Raw genomic sequence first — 16,957 nt, forward strand, 5'->3', positions numbered from 1 at the left:
AAACTACAGTCCGGCAATCGAAAAAAACAGCTGCTGAACAATATACATTGGATAAGCCAGAATCGCGCCCAAAGCGCCTGTTGCCAACAACAGCAACAGGATATAAAAACCGTAAGGCTCCAGCTGGTTATATTTCCAGGCCAGTCGCGAAGGCAGAATGCCGGTCAGAATACGGCTGCCGTCCAGCGGCGGAATCGGCAGCAGGTTGATCAGCGCCAGCACCAGATTAATGGAAATGCCGGCAATGCCCGTATAAATCAGCGGCAATGATAAGACTTCCATGTTCAGCGCGACGCCTATGCGCGCGCATAAGGCCCAGCTGATCGCCATCAGCAGATTGGAAACAGGCCCCGCCAGCGCGACGATCGCCATATCGCGGCGCGGATTCTTGAAGTAGCGCGGATCGACCGGCACCGGCTTGGCCCAGCCGAAAATAAAGCCGGTCCCCGTGATCAATAATATGCCCGGCAAAATAATGGTACCGACCAGATCAATATGCTTTATTGGATTCAAGGTCAGCCGGCCCAGCATGAAGGCCGTATTGTCGCCGTATTTTTTCGCGACCCAGCCGTGAGCGACTTCATGCACGGTAATCGCGAAAACCACCGGCAATATCCAAACCACTATACGCTGCAGCAGCGTCAATTCATTCATCATAATTTGCTTTCCTGTATCAATCGAGCATGGGGGCAAGTCCCTTGCCCTGTCTGACAATTTCGCAGCCACTGCCGGAACATTCGATCATGGTCGTCTGCTCGGAGGCAATGATGCCGGCATCGATGACCAGATCCAGCTCATGTTCAAGCCTGTCTCTGATCTCGTAAGGATCGGTGAGCGCCTCGCTGTCGCCCGGCAATATCAGCGTGGAACTCAGCAAAGGCTCGCCCAGTTCCTGGACCAGCAATTGTGTGACAGGGTGATCGGGAATGCGTATGCCGATCGTTTTTTTCTTGGGATGCTGGAGCCTGCGCGGGACTTCGTGCGTAGCGCCGAGAATGAACGTAAACGGACCCGGCGTTAAAGCCCTGATCAACCGGAAGGCGTCATTGCCCATCTTGGTGAAATTCGATACCTGCGCCAGATCCTTGCAGACCAGCGTGAGATTATGCTTCTCGTCCAGCTGCCTGATACGGCGCACCCTGTCCAACGCCTGTTTATCGTCGATATGGCAGGCAATCGCATAGGATGAATCCGTCGGGTAGGCGATGACGCCGCCTTTACGAATGATGTCCACAGCGCGGTGTATCAAACGCAGTTGCGGATTCTCGGGATGAATTTCGAAATATTGAGCCATTGCCTGACGCGGTAGGTTGCAAACGATGAGCTATTATAGCCTATTATCGCTCCGATTCTTTCTTTGCGACTTTGTCGCGCAGATAAACCGGCATGGCCTGTTCAACATCGACCGCCAGCCCCTGTTCGAAACCGTATGCGCCCAAACGCACAACGGCGCCGGCACGCGGCAATAAACCGGTCTCGCAGCGTTCGACGAACCCTGCCAATCGAGCCATCAATAGGTCCTGATAGACGCCCCAGCCGGAACCGACGCCAACGCCGGCCAGCGCCGGAAATTCGACCTGTTCGGCCGGTGTCACGGCTTCCTGGCCCAGCAGTTCGGCATAGCCCCGCTCATCGCGCCGGTAAACGCCCCAGAAAATCTCGCCCATGCGCGCATCCATAGCCGTGAAGGAGATATTGTCATCGTGGTGGTCGAAAAAATCCTGCGCAATGGCCGCCAGCGTGGACACAGGCACGACCGGCAAATCGGCGCCGAAGGCGATGCCCTGGATGATGCCCGTGGCAATACGCACGCCGGTAAAACTGCCCGGCCCGCGGCTGAGCGCCAAGGCATCGAGCTGCTGCGGCCTCAGGCCGGCTTCGGCCATCAAACCATCGATCATCGGCAATATCAGCCGGGTATGTTTTTGGGGCGATATTTCAAACCGCTCGGCCACGGCCCCGTCTATGAACAGCGCCGCCGAACAGGCTTCGGTGGATGTTTCTACCGCTAGTAATTTCATTGTTCAGTCTCTTGTTGAAAGAATGCCCGCACGTCCTCGATATCGCGCGTGCGCTTCATGGGCGGCACGCTGTCCAGAAAAATCTGGCCGTAGGACCGCTTCAACAGGCGAGGATCGCAGACCATCAGCACGCCCCTGTCCTTGACGTCGCGGATCAGCCGGCCGATGCCCTGTCTCAGCGCAATCACGGCGGCAGGCAGCTGGTGTTCGAAAAACGGATTGCGGCCCTGCCGTTCCATGGCGTTCAGGCGCGCTTTCAGCACCGGATCGCCGGGCGATGAGAACGGCAGCTTGTCGATGATCACGCAGGATAAGGCTTCGCCGCGCACATCGACGCCTTCCCAGAAGCTCGAGGTGCCCAGCAGAACAGCGTTGCCGGCCTCTTTGAACTGTTCCAGCAGCAGCCTTTTGGGACGGCTGCCCTGCACCAGCAACGGGTAATCCAGTTTGTCCTTTAGCAGCATTTCGGCCTGTTTCAGCGCGCGGTGACTGGTAAAGAGGAAAAATGCCCGCCCTTTGCTGGCCTGCAGGACCGGCAAGGCAAAATTCATGATAAGCGGAATAAACTCGGGATCATTCGGCTGCGGCAAGCCCTTGGGATGATAAAACAGCGACTGGTTGGCATAATCGAACGGGCTGCCCCAACTGGCGCTGGCCGCATTGGTCAAGCCCAGGTTATTCGAGAAATGATCGAACTTGTTCGCCACGCTCAGCGTCGCTGAAGTAAAGATCCAGACGGCCTGATGCCGCTGCATGAACGAGCGGAACTCGGCCGCGATATCGAGCGGCGTCCGACTCAGGGTAAAGCTTTTTTTATGGATCTCGTACCAGCGTATCCATTTGCCGCTGTCGTCTTCGATAATGATCTTCAATTGCTGAAGCAGATCTTCGGCGCGCTTGAAGCACGATTCCAGCCCCTTGGTCTTGACCGAAGCCAGCTCAAGCTGGTCGTTCAGGCGCTGCAATTGCTCTTTCACGGCATTCAAGCCAGCGGTTATTTTGGGATTGTTTTCAATTTCGTACCATTCGCCGCGCTTCAGCTCGATCCCGAAAGCCAGGCGCAGATCCCTGACTTCATGGTCCAGATCTTCACAAGCCGTGCGCAAGGCCGGTAGGTCGGTGGCATCCTTGAAATACTCGACCAATGCATCACTGGCCAGATCGCTGAGCTGCCTGCCCCCTATATTGATGCCAAGAAAGTTTGAAGCAGTATCGGCCAATTGATGCGCCTCATCGATGATCACGACATCGGCATCCGGCAGCAGCTCGCCGAAACCGCTGTCGCGTATCGACCAGTCGGCGCAGAGCAAGTGATGGTTAATGACCAGAAGTTCGGCTTCCTGCGCTTTCTTGCGGGCCTTGACCATAAAGCACTCGGCATAATCGGGACAATCCTGCCCCAGGCAATTTTCTACCGACGAAGTAGCCTGATACCAGATGGGATCGGCCTCGGCAACCTCCGACATTTCCGAGACATCGCCGATTTTGGTGCGCTGCGCCCAGGACTTGATCTTTGCCAGCGCCGCCGCGTCGTCCTTGCTGAAGCCCAGGGTCGACTCAAACGCGTTCTTCAGCCGATAGCTGCATAAGTAATTGCTGCGGCCTTTCAACAGCGCAGCCATGAAAGGCTTTTTGACGGCCTTGCGGATAACCGGCAAATCCTTATTGAACAGTTGATCCTGGAGGTTCTTGGTGCCGGTTGAAATAATGACTTTCTTACCCGATAAAATAGCCGGCACCAGATAGGCAAAAGTCTTGCCCGTACCGGTCCCTGCTTCCGCTATCAAATTCCGGCTTTCTTCGACGGCACGCACGATCGCTTCGGCCATCTCAATCTGGGCCGTTCTGGGCTGATAACCTGAAATTATCTTCGATAATGCGCCATCATTGCCAAAGAATGATTCTAATTCTGTCACTTGAGAAATAATAATGCCCGCACGGGCGAACGCGGATGAACCTGTATAAAAGGGAAAATGTACGAAACAGCCTGATTCGCTTGCAGATTATACCGCGATAAATAAAACGCCGGTCGTCTGTTTAATCTAAATCCTGCAATTTTAGGGAATCTTATTGGCGCATGATTTATCAACTTCAAGCAATGCTTGTCTTATTTTTCCGGATTCAGGCGGCGATGCTCATTTAGATAATCCCGCCGGTGCATGGGGCCTATCAGTATCAAGCCAGCTAAAAAGCCGCCGGCATGCGCCCAGAATGCGATATTGGCAGGCCCTTCCGCACCGAATAGACTGCTGAGCAACTGAATGAAAAACCAGAGCCCAAGCATATACACAGCCGGGATTACCGCCGTTGTGAGAAAAAAGCCTATCGGGATCAAAGCGTAAATAGAAGCCCTGGGGTACAACCTGGCGTAGGCGCCCATCACGCCGCCGACGGCGCCGGATGCACCAACCATCGGCGTGATCGCTGCCGGATCGGCTGCGATTTGCGCCACAGCCGCCGCTATGGTGCAGGCCAAATAAAAGACTATAAAACGGACTCCTCCCATTGAATCCTCGACATTATCGCCGAAAATCCACAGGAACCAGAGATTGCTGATGATATGAAACCAACTGCCATGCAGAAAGGCATGCGTGATCAAGGTTGTGAGGCTGCCTTTACCGTCAAGGACGCAACCCACATCTTCAACCAGCGGAACAACAGTGCCAGGCGGCACAGTACCAAGCAGATCGCCAGGAATCAGGCTGTAAAGGCAAAATGACTTGATCAGAGGCATAACGCTTCCGCCGCCCTGAATAAAAAGCCATACCGCAATATTAAGCCCTATAATGATGACGGTTGTTACTGGCGGACGTACCCTCGGATTTTCATCTCTGATTGGAAACATAACCTTTTCCTTAACGATTAGCTGTTTATAACCTAATTGTGCGGTAAATAGATAGGCGTGTCACTACCTAAAAATTTGGTAAAGCATTATCCACCGTAAATAACGGTTTCAACCCGCATCAGCACGAATGCACGTTTATATTCGCATACTGGATTCAAAGCTGCCCCGGCTTATAAGGCGAAATGATAGAGTCTTTTATTGGAGGTATCGATCTTATATAGCGCTTTTCTGGCTGCCAATAACAATTCATCGAGCGTCTTGCCGTTTTTGGGATAAATCGATATGCCGATACGGCTTGATAATGAAAGATTCCGGTATTCTATTTGTATAGCTTCTTCAATGCTTTTAAGCAGCCTTTCAGATAATAGGCAAAGCTCTTCCTCCGATTGAAAAAACGGCACGAACAAATACACTTCACTGCTATCCAGCTTTACTGCAAACTCGTCTTTTCTGCTCAAGCTTATGATTCTGTTACAGATATCATTCAACAGAGATTCGCACTCCTGACGCCCCAGCGCGTGATCCATGCTTATGCAATCACCCACGAACACATCAAGAAAGGCTATACGCATACCATATCTATCGGCTTTCGTTTTAAAGAAAGAGAATATCCTTTCCAGCTCTGCCCTGTTGATTAATGCAGGCGGTGCCGATGGGTCATCCTGAGCCGTCTTTATGGCTCGCTGTTCATCTTTGGCATTGTCAATTTTTTGCTTTTCCACGGCATCAAGTTGAGCTTTTTCAACATCTGTTTCCCTATTTTTGCCGAATAACCAGCCCCAGGCCTTGCCGATGTCATCAAGCCCTCGATGTGATGTCTTTTTTTCCATAACTCTCCTTATTCTTCTAAAAAAACCGCTCTCGGTGCGACCGCATCAGCCTCTCTGCCAATACCGGCAGACAGAAGCCGCCTCAATCAAAAAAACGTCATTCAGACGCGCCTATTCCTGCTAACCATCCGTTATAGTAGAAACAAATCCGGCCATTATCTATCCGTATCATTATCTAAGTGATCCTACGAATACTTTTAATACATTCGATTCGCTATAAATAGCCATAATCCTGTTCAGGTTTTTGCTCACTCGCTAGCTCATGTTGAATAGACTTGATTATCAACGATGCGGATTGAGATAAGCCTGCGGCAATTTAAACCTGCCGGCGGTTAACCGCCGCCGGAAAGATATCAGCAAACATTAACATGCGCCTGCGGAACTTACCGATATGACAAAAATCATTGGCGAAAAACCCAAATCGTCTATTGGCTCCACCAATATAAGCGCCTTTCATCCTGATATTTAGTCATGCTATTGAAGCATCTCGATCATTATACTTAAGGCATAGAACAAATGGCTGATCGCATTAATAGACCACAAGTCGGAGCGCCTGATCCAGAATTAAACACCTCGCCGATCCTTGAAGAGTATCCGTTGGAAGCCCAGGATTTCAAACTTCAGCAACCCGGCGCCAAGAGCTGCCTGTTCAATAATAGGCGATATGATCATGACGCCTATGTCTGCAGCGGCGACAATTTATTGCATTGCGATTACGGTGTCTGGATAAAAGCCGGTTCCTGTGATCCCGACAACATTTAACAACCCAAACCATGCCGTTATTGATCAATGAATTTCAATACCGGGCATATCATCACCTCTAAAGGTTTCTAATCATGCATAAATTATCTGAATTCCAGGTCAACAATTTCAAAAGGCAGTTAAAAAGCCGCTATATGGAGCTGCGCAATGAAATACGCGAAGAACTGATGTCTTATGACAATCAACAATACAGGGAGCTGGCCGGGGCGGTTCATGACTCAGGGGATGAATCGGTAGCGGACCTTCTTGTTGATATCAACCTCGCCAGCATAGACCGGCACGTGCATGAAATAAACGATATCGACGCCGCGCTGATGCGCATCGCCGAGGGCCACTACGGCATCTGTATCGAGTGCGATTCGCCCATAGCGTTCAAGCGTCTACTGGTCTACCCTGCCGCAAAACGCTGCATCGTCTGCCAGACGCTTTATGAAAGAACCTATGCCGCCAGAATAACGCCTGACCTGGAAGTCAACCTGTAAAACACGCCTCTATAGCGCAGGGATTGTTTGAGTCCGATTTATGACTCATTGATCCGCAATCCTTGCCGCACCGGGCAGCCGGTTATCCTCGATTATCTTATCAATCAGGGCATCGGCTCCTTCGAGCTGGGCATCATAAACATCGGTCATATACGTTCCCGGCGGCGTCGTAGTCAAAGGCTCCAGCACTGAGCGCCCCGGCTTGCGGGTATCGATGCGCGTGATTGCCGAAAGTCCGGGACGCAACGGATGCGCGCGCAGTTCCTCCGGATTCAGGCTGATCCTCACGGGCACGCGCTCGCTGATATGGATATAGTTGCCGGTGGCGTTTTCCGGCGGCAGCAGGCCGAATACGCTGCCGGTGCCTGCGCCCAGTCCGAGCACCTCGCCGTGATAGACCACATCCGTCCCGTACAGATCGACGGTGATTTCGACCGGCTGTCCCGGCTGCACGAAAGTCAATTCGCTTTCCAGAAAGTTGGCCTCTATCCATAAATAATCCAACGGCACGATAGCCAGCAGCGGCGTATCCGGCCGCACCTGTTCACCGGGCTGAATGCTGCGTTTGGCGACGAATCCCGACACCGGCGCCACGATGTCCTGCCTGACCCGGTCCAGATAGGCCCGTTTGAGGGCCGCGGCGGCCTGCTGGACCTTGGGATTGTCAACCAGACCGGCGCCATGCACCAGGGCCTCGGCCCCGCTCAGTTCGGCGCGGATCTGCCTGATGGCGGCTTCGAGTTCGAGAACGAGGAACTGCGTATCCTCGATCTGCTGCGCCGAAACGGCGCCGTCTTCGGCCACGCTACGGTAGCGCGCGAGGTCGCGGCGGCTTCGATTGAGCGCAGCTTCCTTTTCGGCAAGCCGCTGGCGCAGCGTCTCAACCTTGCTGAACAGGATTTCAACCTGACGCACGGCCTCGGCCAGATCGGCCTGCGCCCGCTCCAGAGCAACCTGGGCATCCAGGCCATCAAGACGCATCAGTACGTCACCCTCGTGCACGTATTGCGTATTGTCGACGCGCACATCCACGATCGTGCCGCTGGTCTGCGCCTTCAACGAGGCCAGATTGCCGGTGACGTAGGCATCATTGGTAACCACGAAATGCCGGTTATGGAACTGCCAGTAGCTCAAATAAACAAGCCCGGCCAGGCCGGCTACCGAGGCAACCAGAGCCAGACGGCGCGCCCGCAGATCCCGCCACCGTCGACGGCGTTTGGCCGCCACTCTCGGCGTCATTTTAAGCGGACTGATTTTGCTGTCTTGCGTTTTATTCATACTGTGTTGCCTTGCTTTCGTAACCGCCGCCCAGAGCTTCGATCAGCCCGACCGCCGCCTGAAGATGTCCGGCTTGTAACTCGCTGAGTTTCAGTTGCTGTTCGATCATCTGCATATCAGCCTCGATCTCGCTGTCGCGCGTATTGAGGCCGGCCCGAAAACGTTTTTCGTTCAGCGCGGCTTCCGCCTCGGCGGCGTGCAACGCCCGCTCCTGGGCCTCGTCATGTTCCCGGCTTTTGCGCCAGTGCGCCAGCGCATCGGCCACTTGCTGCACCGCGTTCAGCAAGGCTTCGTTATAACTTTCCACGGCGGCATCGTAACCGGCCTGCTCGTTCTTCAGGGAGGCTTCCAGGCGCCCGCCTTCGAAGATCGGCAACGTCACGGTCGGCCCGATCGAATAAGCCACGCTGGCGCCATTGGAAAGGAACAGGTCCTTCAGATTCAGGCTGTGCAAGCCTGCGAAACCCACCAGGTTGACGTCGGGGTAAAATTCGGTTTCGGCGACTTTCACCAACTTGGCGGCCGCCTTGACCCGCCAAAGCGCCGCGGCCACGTCCGGCCGGTGAGCCAGCAGGCCTATCGACAATGACTCGGGCAACGGGAACGGCCCGGTAAAGGCGCTCTCTGAGGTTGTGATGACGTTGCCCCAATCCACCCCCTGCCCCGACAGCGCGGCCAGCCGGTTGCGCAGCACCCGGGCCTCAGCGCGCAAGCTGGCTTCCCGCTGATGCGCTGCTTCCAGCTTCTGCTCGGCGGCGTGGACAGGATCCTGCTTGTCAATGCCCTTATCCCGGCGCAACTTGGCAAGACGCAGCATTTCTTCGGCATCGGCAATCAATGCCTGGGCCAGCTTGATCTCGTCCTCGGCAGAACATAAGCGGAAATAGCTGCGTGCGATGGAGGTGCTCAAAATCAGTTTCGCCACGGCCAGTTCCGACGCCTGCGCCTGCTCCCTGCCCAGTGCCGCTTCCAGCGCAGCCCTGTCCTTGCCCCAAAGATCGAGATGATAACGAAACACCAGCGGGTCAATGTAAGCTCCAACGGCAGTTGTCCCGCCGGTAGGGCCATAGAAGTCGGTCTCGGAAAAATGGCGCAGATGAACGTCGGCGCTGGCTCCCACGCTGGGCAGCATCTCGGCGGCCTGATAATCGGCCACGGCCTGCGCCTGGCCCAGTCTGGCCCGGACAATCCGCAGTGCCGGGCTTCCGCTCAACGCCGTTTCCACCAGCCGCTCCAGTTCCGGATTGTGAAAGTCGCGCCACCATTGAGCTCTCGGCCATTCCCTGATGCGCTTTTCGACGGCCGGATCGGCATTCGCGGTTTGCTCCAGGCTCGGCATATCCAGCAATTTTGCCCTGTTGCCGGCCTCCGGCAGCAGGGCGCAGCCATTGCCCAGCAACATCAGGCCGGTCAGCAACCCTGTTATTGTTCGACGTTTACCAGTTTGTCTGCGCATCGGTTAGGGCTCCTCAACCAGCGCTTCCAGGGCCGTTTCGCGCAGGGCACGCTTGGGCGAGGGCCGGCGCGTAGGGCCAGTCGGATGAGCAAACCAGACCAGGGCCGCGAGTCCCAGAAATATCCAGGCCGCCAGGCGGAACGTGTCGTTGAGACCCAGAATAGCGGCATGCCCGCCTGCCAAGCCGGCCAGCTTGGCCGTGGCAATCTGACCATGCATGCCGGCCGCATTCAGGCTAGCGATGGTCTCTCTGCCCAAGGTATCGTAAGACGTCAGCGTTTCGATCAATCGGCTCTGATGAAATGCGGCGCGACGCTCCCAGATCACGCCGAGCAGCGGCGATGCGATGCTGCCGCCCAGCACGCGCAACATGCCACCCAACTCCACAGCCTGATTTTGACGCCGCGGCGTCAGTCCGGACAGGAATAGCGTCGTGAGCGGCACAAACAGCCCGCCCAGACAAAAACCTTCCAATACCTGAGATCCGAGCGATTCGCTGAACAAACTGTTGCGCCGGAAAAAATCGTAATCGCTGGTCCAGAAACAAAACACGGCGAAACTCGCCAGATTCAAGCTGGCCAGCCGGCGTGCGTCGAAGTAATGGCTGATCCGATGGAAAAAGGCAGCCATGGGCTTGGCCAGAAATATCAGAGGCAGCAGTACGGAACCGACCATGAATGAGGTATAGCCGGCCACTGATTGCAGGCGCACCAGCAGAATCGACAGCAGGCCGTACATGAGCAGAAAGCTCACGCTCAGGGTGATAGATCCGATGACAAAATTGCGGCGCGCAAACAGGCGCATGTCCAGCAGCGGATGGCGTTCGGCCAGCTCCCAAATGACGAAACAGGCCAGCGCCAACAGGCCGATGAGCACCAGCGATACGATCAGGCCGGAATTGTACCAGTCTGCATCCTGACCCTGATTCATTACCGTCTGCAAACAGCCCAGCGCTACTGCCAGCAACAGAAAGCCGATACGGTCAAAGGGCAGTTTCGCAGGTTGATCCATCCGGTCGGACAGCAAGGCCCAAACCAGCCCCGCCGAAACAAGCGGCAGCGGCACATTGAGATAGAACAGCCAGCGCCAGCCCAGTGTATCGGCGATCAAGCCGCCTGCCGCCGGCCCCAGCGTGAACGGGCTCAGCGAAGCCATGCTCCAGAGCGCGACGGCGAAACCTTTTTTGGAGTCCGGATATTCATTCAGCAACAAGGTCTGCGACAAAGGTATCGTCAAGCCTCCGAAAAACCCTTGAAGAACCCGGCCTAGCAAAAACCAGATCAAATCATCCGTGACAGAACAAAGCAGCGATCCCGAAACCATCAGCATCATGGCCGCAATAAACAGGCGTACTCTGCCGAAGCGCACTGCCATCCATGAACTGACAGGCAGGGCCATCGCCATGCTGATGAAATAATACGACTGCATCCAGCTTGCGTGGCTCGGGCTGACCCCCAGTCCGCCGGTGGCATGCAAACTGATGGATGCAAATGCGCCGGTATTGAAAAGCACCAGCATGTTTCCGAGCAGCAATGCGAAGTTGAGCAGGATAAAATGCGTCCTGTTCAAGCTGACTTGGCTCGCCTTGACCGCATTCAGGCTGTCGGGCTTCGTTGGTGGCGGGACATGCCGCGCTTTTTTGCGGACGATAGTCATGATGGAAACCTCTCATTAGAATATTATGATATCCAATAAGAGCAATTTCCCTGCCAAAGTAAAAAAATTAAAAAATATCCAATGAAATCAAAAAATTATTATCAACTTTCGGCAGAGCGTCAGCGATAAGACGTTACGAATAATTACTTAATATCGTTAAATAACGAAATATCGTAATTATTGCTGCTTTCGGTGACGGATTGATTAATCCTGTACGAGTACCTGAGCAGGAGATAACTAGAAAACGGCTCCATGCGTTTCCACATTCACCGTATTTTCCTGAGGCTTGACAATGCTGGAACAATAAAAAAACCGCCTTCGGCTACCCGAAAGGCGGTCCTTGTTGAGCAATCGTGAGTGGTATTTTATGCCGCTAACGACTGAGAACGTTTGCGATTGAAGCCCAACAATCCCAATACGCCGGAACCGAACAGCCAGACAGCGGCAGGAACCGGCACGGCTGAAACCGAACCTGAACTGACGTTATCTATAAAAAGAGTTGAGTTGAATGCAGTATCAGTGTGGTTGCTGGCAATGAACTTAAGATCAGAAAAATCGCTGAGTGCGGTGAACGAGAAATTCTGCCAGCCGCTGGAATCGCCATTACCCACTGTAGCGACATCTGACACCAAATATTGAGCATCGCCCGCAATAAGGGCGAAATCGTTGTAAGGCAAATAATCATCAGTATTGAAACTATAGCTGAACGAGATAACATCGCCGGCTAACGCATTAACTGTCTGCGACAATATTGAACCATTGGTTCCGCCATAAGCGCTTGTATCAATACCTAAGAATGTATTTAACACAGCATAACCGCCGGCATCCAGAGTTACATTACCCGCAGTGCCCCAACCTGTCAGCCCGGAATCAAAGTTTCCGTTTGTAATCGTTGCGGAATTTGCGATTTGACTGACAGACAGCAATCCTAAAATAGCCGCCGCTAATTTCACTTTTTTCATCGTATCCTGCCTTGTTGCTTAATGTTAAAAGTCCATATTTTTTGATACTCTAAAATTTATGGAATCTCACCCCTATGAGCTGATAAGCATTCATAGCCAATATAAAGAATTACTTTACTTGTAGGGGCTCTGCGAGATTATATTTACCCTCATTGCTTATTTATGTGACAGGCCCCTAAAAACTATTACTTTCCATAGACCTAGTAAAAATTTCAAGCGCATCTAACTGCTCCGCCCCTGGCTGTTTTTTAGAATACCTATTTAACCGGCAACGGACAGTGCCCGGCAAAACATGAGTTGCTTCTGGTTATGCCGATCTCCTGTATGCTTGGCTCAGAGTATAGGGATACGTTTGACATTGCGGCGGCATCCCCGGCACTAAAGGACGGTTCTCGGGAATTGAGCAATAAAAAACCGCCTTCGGCTGCCCGAGAGGCGGTCCTTGTTAAGCAATCGTGAGTGGTATTTTATGCCGCTAACGACTCAGAGCGCTTGCGATTGAAGCCCAACAATCCCAATACGCCGGAACCGAACAGCCAGACAGCGGCAGGAACAGGCACGGCTGCAACAGAATTCTCGGCAAAGTAAATATCCTGAATGGCAAAAAAGTTTCCATCCAGTTCAACTCGGCCAATCTTCTCGCCCGCGTTGGCGACGATGCCCCAGAAGCTAAATATGTCTGACAACTGATTGTTAAAAGTCGCTGTTAATATATTGGCTTCGTTGTAGATACGAATAGATTCCAGGGGACTACCAAAGTCGACCAGTCCGAAGCCGACCCCGGAAACGGTGTATCCGTTGGCCAGGAAATCGATATTAAGAATGCCATCCCATGATCCGTAAGGGCCGATTTCCCCCAAGGCGCCGTCGGCATTCACTGATACAGTATCTGAACCGCCAAAAGCGCCTGCCTTTGTCGAGAAAGTCACATCAGTTGAATAGCTTGTACCATCATTATTAGTGGCGCCAGCGAAGCTGATATGGTCATTTTCGGCACCAAGTGCTGTCAGGAAGTTTGATGACGCCGTATTATGGGTAAAACCGCCGGCCGGAGCGGTATAAGTAACAAGAGAGGCTTGCGCGGCATTGACTCCGAGCAGGCCCAAACCGAGCGCGGCAGAACAAAGTATTTTTTTCATGGGAGCTCCTAGATTAAACAAAGAATTTCAACATCCCGACTGCGACTATTTGTTTTAATTTTCTTAAGCCGGGCGCGAAAAGAATATTCGCTCCTACTGTCCCCGTCAATAGCCATTTGGGCGATAAATCTTATAAATAAAAATTGCCATTTTTTATAGTCAAACCAGCCAATTTCTCTAACTAATAGATTAAGCCTCTATGTCGAGTGGTGTTTTCTGGACTCGCTCAGCTGCCGGCGGAGAGCCTGGGCGGCAGCGTGGTTTTTATCCAGCCTGCAAATACCTATCAGCGGCTTCGGGTTATGCCTAGCTTCAGCATGCGTGAACGCAAGGTATTCGGATTCATATCCAACTTGGCGGCGGCGCCTTTGGAGCCTGAGATGACCCAGTCTGATTCTTCAAGCGTGCGCAGAATGTGATTGCGCTCCATCTCTTCCATGGTAGACGGCTGGCCTGTGACAATATGGGCGCCGGCGTACGGATTGAGCAATGGGCCGATTTCCAGTATCGGCGCCTGGCAGAGAATGACGGCGCGCTCGATCACGTTCTGCAATTCCCGCACATTGCCGGGCCATGCGTAATTCTGCAGCGATTCCAGAGAGGCCGGATCGATGTCGTCGATGCGCCTGCCGAACTTCTTCGCGTATTTGGCCAGGAAAAACCGGGCCAGCAGCGGAATATCGGCCTGGCGTTCGCGCAGCGCCGGAATATTGATGGGAAACACGTTCAGGCGATAATACAGATCGGCCCGGAAGCGGCCGGCCGCGACATCGTCGGCGAGGTTGCGATTAGTCGCCGCGATGACGCGCACGTCGACCTTCAACGTCTCGCTGCCTCCTACGCGCTCAAACTCCTGTTCCTGCAGCACGCGCAGCAGTTTGGCCTGGGCCGCCGCCGGCAGCTCGCCCAGCTCATCCAGCAGCAAGGTTCCGCCGTGCGCCAGTTCGAAGCGCCCCTTGCGCTGCTGGGTTGCGCCGGTAAAAGCGCCTTTCTCATGGCCGAACAATTCGCTCTCGATCAATTCGCTGGGCAATGCTGCGCAATTGACCTTGACCAGTATCGCGCCGCTGCGATCGCTGAGGTCGTGAATGCCGCGCGCAAGCAGTTCCTTGCCGGTGCCGGTCTCGCCCAGCAGCAGCACCGGCGTGTCCGTGCGGGCCACCATGTGAGACTGCTCGAAGACGGCGCGCATGGCCTTCGAGCCGCTGACGATCTCGCCGAAATTGTGCTCGTAATCGATCACTTCCTGCAGATAGCCTTTCTCGAGCTGGAGCCTGTCCAATTCCTGTTCGGCCAGCCTGCGGTCATTCACATCGCGCAGGATCATGGTGTAGAGGCGCTGCCCGCCAGCTTCCAGCGGCGAAAAAGTCGCTTCGATCGCGAATTCCTCGCCGTCAGCGCGGCGCGCACTGAGACCTTCCGGCACCCAGGTCGGCGCCTTGACAGTATGCTCGTCAAAATTGAGGAATTGCCTGAACAATGTATGGCAATGCGGTGCAATAAATCGCTTTACGGGTTGGCCGATGGCGAGGTCGGCGGCACAGCGGAAAATTCTTTGGGCGGCGGCATTGAATAACGTGATGTTGTGCTGATGGTCGATCGCCACAATGGCGTCCATAGCCGATCCCAGGATGGCTGAAAACCGGTGCTCGCTTTCTGCCAAAGCTTGCATGGTCAGCTTCTGCTCGGTCCTGTCGCGCTGGGTTTCCACGACGGCGACGATCTCTCCCTTGTCATTGACAATAGGCCCGGCATCGATGACCAGATAAAGCTTGCGGCCGTCCGGCATCGGGCACCAATTCTCTGTTTGCAGCGTACCGGCATCCGATACCAAATTACCGGCTTTTTCGTAAAGACTGTCCAGTTTTCCGAGCGAGTGGTCGAGCAGCAGATCGGCCAGACAGGGACGCGGCTCGGCATAAAATCCCTGCCAATGCCTGCTCGTGCCGATCATGTCCTCGGCCTTGAGCCCTGTCAGCCGCTCGCAGGCCTTATTCCAGATCACGACCCGGTGCTGGGTATCCAGCACGAAGGTCGGAACAGGCATGTGTTGCAGCAAGTGCTCGGCGAAGCTGTTTTGTGGCAGTTTTTTCAGCATGAAATGAAATCACAAGAGGTTTCACAGCAGGCTTAGGCCTGCTGCGGCAAAAGGGAATGGCAGTTTACATCAAGTACCGGTTATCGCTTCAATCTTTCCATTTCTTCCAGCAAATCCAGCACCAGCGCGCTGCCCGGCAGATTCACGCCCAGGTCCTGTTCCAGCCTCATAGCGATTTGCAGGCGTTTCAGGGCATGCGTATCGAAACGCCAGGTATAAATAGAAGTTCCTTCGGGCTCCAGCACCCCTTCCTCGACCATTTCAATGACCTGGTCGGGGCTGGCCTTGGCGAAATCGCACAATTCAACCAGCGAGAAGCGCATGCTTTCATCAAGCACAATACCGGAAATGACGACTATCTCATTTTTCATCTCATACCCCCATCGCCGCGCGCGGATTCATCGGCATCACTTTGGCCATTTTCTCATACAGGGCTTTTGCCTCATCGGTTCTGGCCGATGGCGCGACGATTTTCAATGTCACGTACTGGTCGCCGGCAGGCGTTCCGGGCAGGCCGCGGCCTTTCAGGCGCAATTGCTTGCCCGCCTGCGAGCCGGGCGGAATTTTCACTTCGACGGCGCCGCCCAGCGTCGGCACCGGAACGGTAGCCCCTAAGGCCGCTTCCCACGGCGTCACCGGCAGATCAAGATGAATATCGCGCCCCTCGGCGCGGAAATAACGGTGGGGCTTGAATTCTATTTCCAGATACAAATCACCGTTGCCGCCGCCTCCAACCCCCGGCATGCCCTGCCCGGCCAAGCGTATGCGCTGCCCGGCCTTGATGCCTTTCGGAATTTTGACATTCAGCGTGCGCACGTTGGAAACCAGATGCCCCTGGCTGTCTGCTTGCGGCATGTTCAATGAAATCAGGCTGTCAGCGCCGCGATAGGCATCTTCCAGATCAATCTGAATCTTGGCGTGCTGATCGCTGCCCTGCATCTGCCTGCCATAGGCGCCGCTTCGTCCCCTCCTGAAACCGCCGCCAAACAGCGCTTCAAAAAAATCACTAAACCCACCGCCCGGCTGCGTGCCGGTAAACCCCTGGTCAACTCCGAAATCAAAGCCCCAATCAGGCGGCGGCGTAAATGGCTGGCCCTCCTGCCAGCCGCGCCCTACCTGATCATAGGCGGCCTTTTTTTTAGGATCTTTAAGCACTTCATAGGCCTCGCCCAATTCCTTGAACTTTGCCTCGGCATTGGCTTCCTTGCTGACATCGGGATGATATTTGCGGGCCAGTTTGCGGTAGGCGCGTTTTATCTCCTCCGGCGTCGCATCCCTGGAGAGACCCATTATTTTGTAATAATCTTTATATTCCATAAGGCTAATTGACTCTGCTTTAGCTTGAGAAACGGATAAATTAAGCACGCCATACAAATATGGCTATAATCTGGAAACAAGGCCCGAATAAGGCTAAGAACTTTATAAAGC

16 protein-coding genes are annotated in these 16,957 nt (G+C 54.0%); 2 read left to right on the top strand and 14 right to left on the bottom strand.

Annotated features, from left to right (window positions below; all coding sequences use genetic code 11):
• Nucleotides 1–3: 3 nt before the first annotated feature.
• From ACTNE6_RS13060 to ACTNE6_RS13085, 6 genes are all read right to left on the bottom strand, one after another.
• Nucleotides 4–657, bottom strand: a complete 654-nt coding sequence (locus ACTNE6_RS13060) for a site-2 protease family protein (protein ID WP_442497037.1) — start codon at nt 655–657, stop codon at nt 4–6.
• A gap of 16 nt (nt 658–673) precedes the next feature.
• Nucleotides 674–1,294, bottom strand: a complete 621-nt coding sequence (locus ACTNE6_RS13065; RefSeq protein WP_442497038.1) for an L-threonylcarbamoyladenylate synthase — start codon at nt 1,292–1,294, stop codon at nt 674–676.
• A gap of 43 nt (nt 1,295–1,337) precedes the next feature.
• The gene (tsaB, locus tag ACTNE6_RS13070) at nt 1,338–2,021 is read right to left on the bottom strand and encodes a tRNA (adenosine(37)-N6)-threonylcarbamoyltransferase complex dimerization subunit type 1 TsaB (protein WP_442497039.1); all 684 of its coding nucleotides are present in this window, start codon (nt 2,019–2,021) and stop codon (nt 1,338–1,340) included.
• Nucleotides 2,018–3,937 (bottom strand): ATP-dependent DNA helicase, encoded by a 1,920-nt coding sequence (locus ACTNE6_RS13075; protein WP_442497040.1) that lies wholly within the window; start codon nt 3,935–3,937, stop codon nt 2,018–2,020. Before ACTNE6_RS13075 ends, tsaB begins: the two co-directional genes overlap by 4 nt.
• Nucleotides 3,938–4,128: 191 nt before the next feature.
• Entirely contained in the window at nt 4,129–4,866 is a 738-nt protein-coding gene (locus tag ACTNE6_RS13080; protein WP_194968443.1) for a rhomboid family intramembrane serine protease, read from the bottom strand.
• Nucleotides 4,867–5,036: 170 nt separating this feature from the next.
• Complete coding sequence (locus ACTNE6_RS13085; RefSeq protein WP_442497041.1) at nt 5,037–5,696, bottom strand: diguanylate cyclase domain-containing protein; 660 nt, start codon at nt 5,694–5,696, stop codon at nt 5,037–5,039.
• A 516-nt stretch (nt 5,697–6,212) separates the two neighbouring features.
• Here ACTNE6_RS13085 and ACTNE6_RS13090 point away from each other — a divergent pair.
• Both ACTNE6_RS13090 and ACTNE6_RS13095 read left to right on the top strand, forming a co-directional pair.
• Nucleotides 6,213–6,458, top strand: coding sequence for a hypothetical protein (locus ACTNE6_RS13090; RefSeq protein WP_194968445.1), 246 nt, complete (start codon nt 6,213–6,215; stop codon nt 6,456–6,458).
• A gap of 74 nt (nt 6,459–6,532) precedes the next feature.
• Nucleotides 6,533–6,940, top strand: coding sequence for a TraR/DksA family transcriptional regulator (locus ACTNE6_RS13095; RefSeq protein ID WP_442497042.1), 408 nt, complete (start codon nt 6,533–6,535; stop codon nt 6,938–6,940).
• A 45-nt stretch (nt 6,941–6,985) separates the two neighbouring features.
• On the opposite strand, the gene ACTNE6_RS13100 is transcribed toward ACTNE6_RS13095, so the two are convergent.
• From ACTNE6_RS13100 to ACTNE6_RS13135, 8 genes are all read right to left on the bottom strand, one after another.
• Nucleotides 6,986–8,218, bottom strand: a complete 1,233-nt coding sequence (locus ACTNE6_RS13100) for an HlyD family efflux transporter periplasmic adaptor subunit (protein WP_442497043.1) — start codon at nt 8,216–8,218, stop codon at nt 6,986–6,988.
• Nucleotides 8,211–9,674, bottom strand: a complete 1,464-nt coding sequence (locus tag ACTNE6_RS13105) for an efflux transporter outer membrane subunit (protein WP_442497044.1) — start codon at nt 9,672–9,674, stop codon at nt 8,211–8,213. The genes ACTNE6_RS13100 and ACTNE6_RS13105 overlap by 8 nt, the downstream gene beginning before the upstream one ends.
• Before the next feature lie 3 nt (nt 9,675–9,677).
• On the bottom strand, nt 9,678–11,330 hold the full coding sequence (locus ACTNE6_RS13110) for a DHA2 family efflux MFS transporter permease subunit (RefSeq protein WP_442497045.1): 1,653 nt from the start codon (nt 11,328–11,330) through the stop codon (nt 9,678–9,680).
• A gap of 365 nt (nt 11,331–11,695) precedes the next feature.
• Entirely contained in the window at nt 11,696–12,292 is a 597-nt protein-coding gene (locus ACTNE6_RS13115; RefSeq protein WP_442497046.1) for a hypothetical protein, read from the bottom strand.
• A 467-nt stretch (nt 12,293–12,759) separates the two neighbouring features.
• The gene (locus ACTNE6_RS13120; RefSeq protein ID WP_442497047.1) at nt 12,760–13,431 is read right to left on the bottom strand and encodes a hypothetical protein; all 672 of its coding nucleotides are present in this window, start codon (nt 13,429–13,431) and stop codon (nt 12,760–12,762) included.
• A gap of 286 nt (nt 13,432–13,717) precedes the next feature.
• A complete protein-coding gene (locus tag ACTNE6_RS13125) occupies nt 13,718–15,529 on the bottom strand; it encodes a sigma 54-interacting transcriptional regulator (RefSeq protein WP_442497048.1) in 1,812 nt (603 codons plus the stop codon).
• 80 nt (nt 15,530–15,609) lie between these two features.
• Nucleotides 15,610–15,900 (bottom strand): chaperone modulator CbpM, encoded by a 291-nt coding sequence (locus tag ACTNE6_RS13130; protein WP_442497049.1) that lies wholly within the window; start codon nt 15,898–15,900, stop codon nt 15,610–15,612.
• 1 nt (nt 15,901) lies between these two features.
• The gene (locus ACTNE6_RS13135) at nt 15,902–16,846 is read right to left on the bottom strand and encodes a DnaJ C-terminal domain-containing protein (RefSeq protein WP_442497050.1); all 945 of its coding nucleotides are present in this window, start codon (nt 16,844–16,846) and stop codon (nt 15,902–15,904) included.
• Between the last annotated feature and the right edge of the window lie 111 nt (nt 16,847–16,957).

This window comes from Methylobacter sp. sgz302048, from assembly GCF_052162025.1.
Classification (GTDB): Bacteria; Pseudomonadota; Gammaproteobacteria; order Methylococcales; family Methylomonadaceae; genus Methylobacter.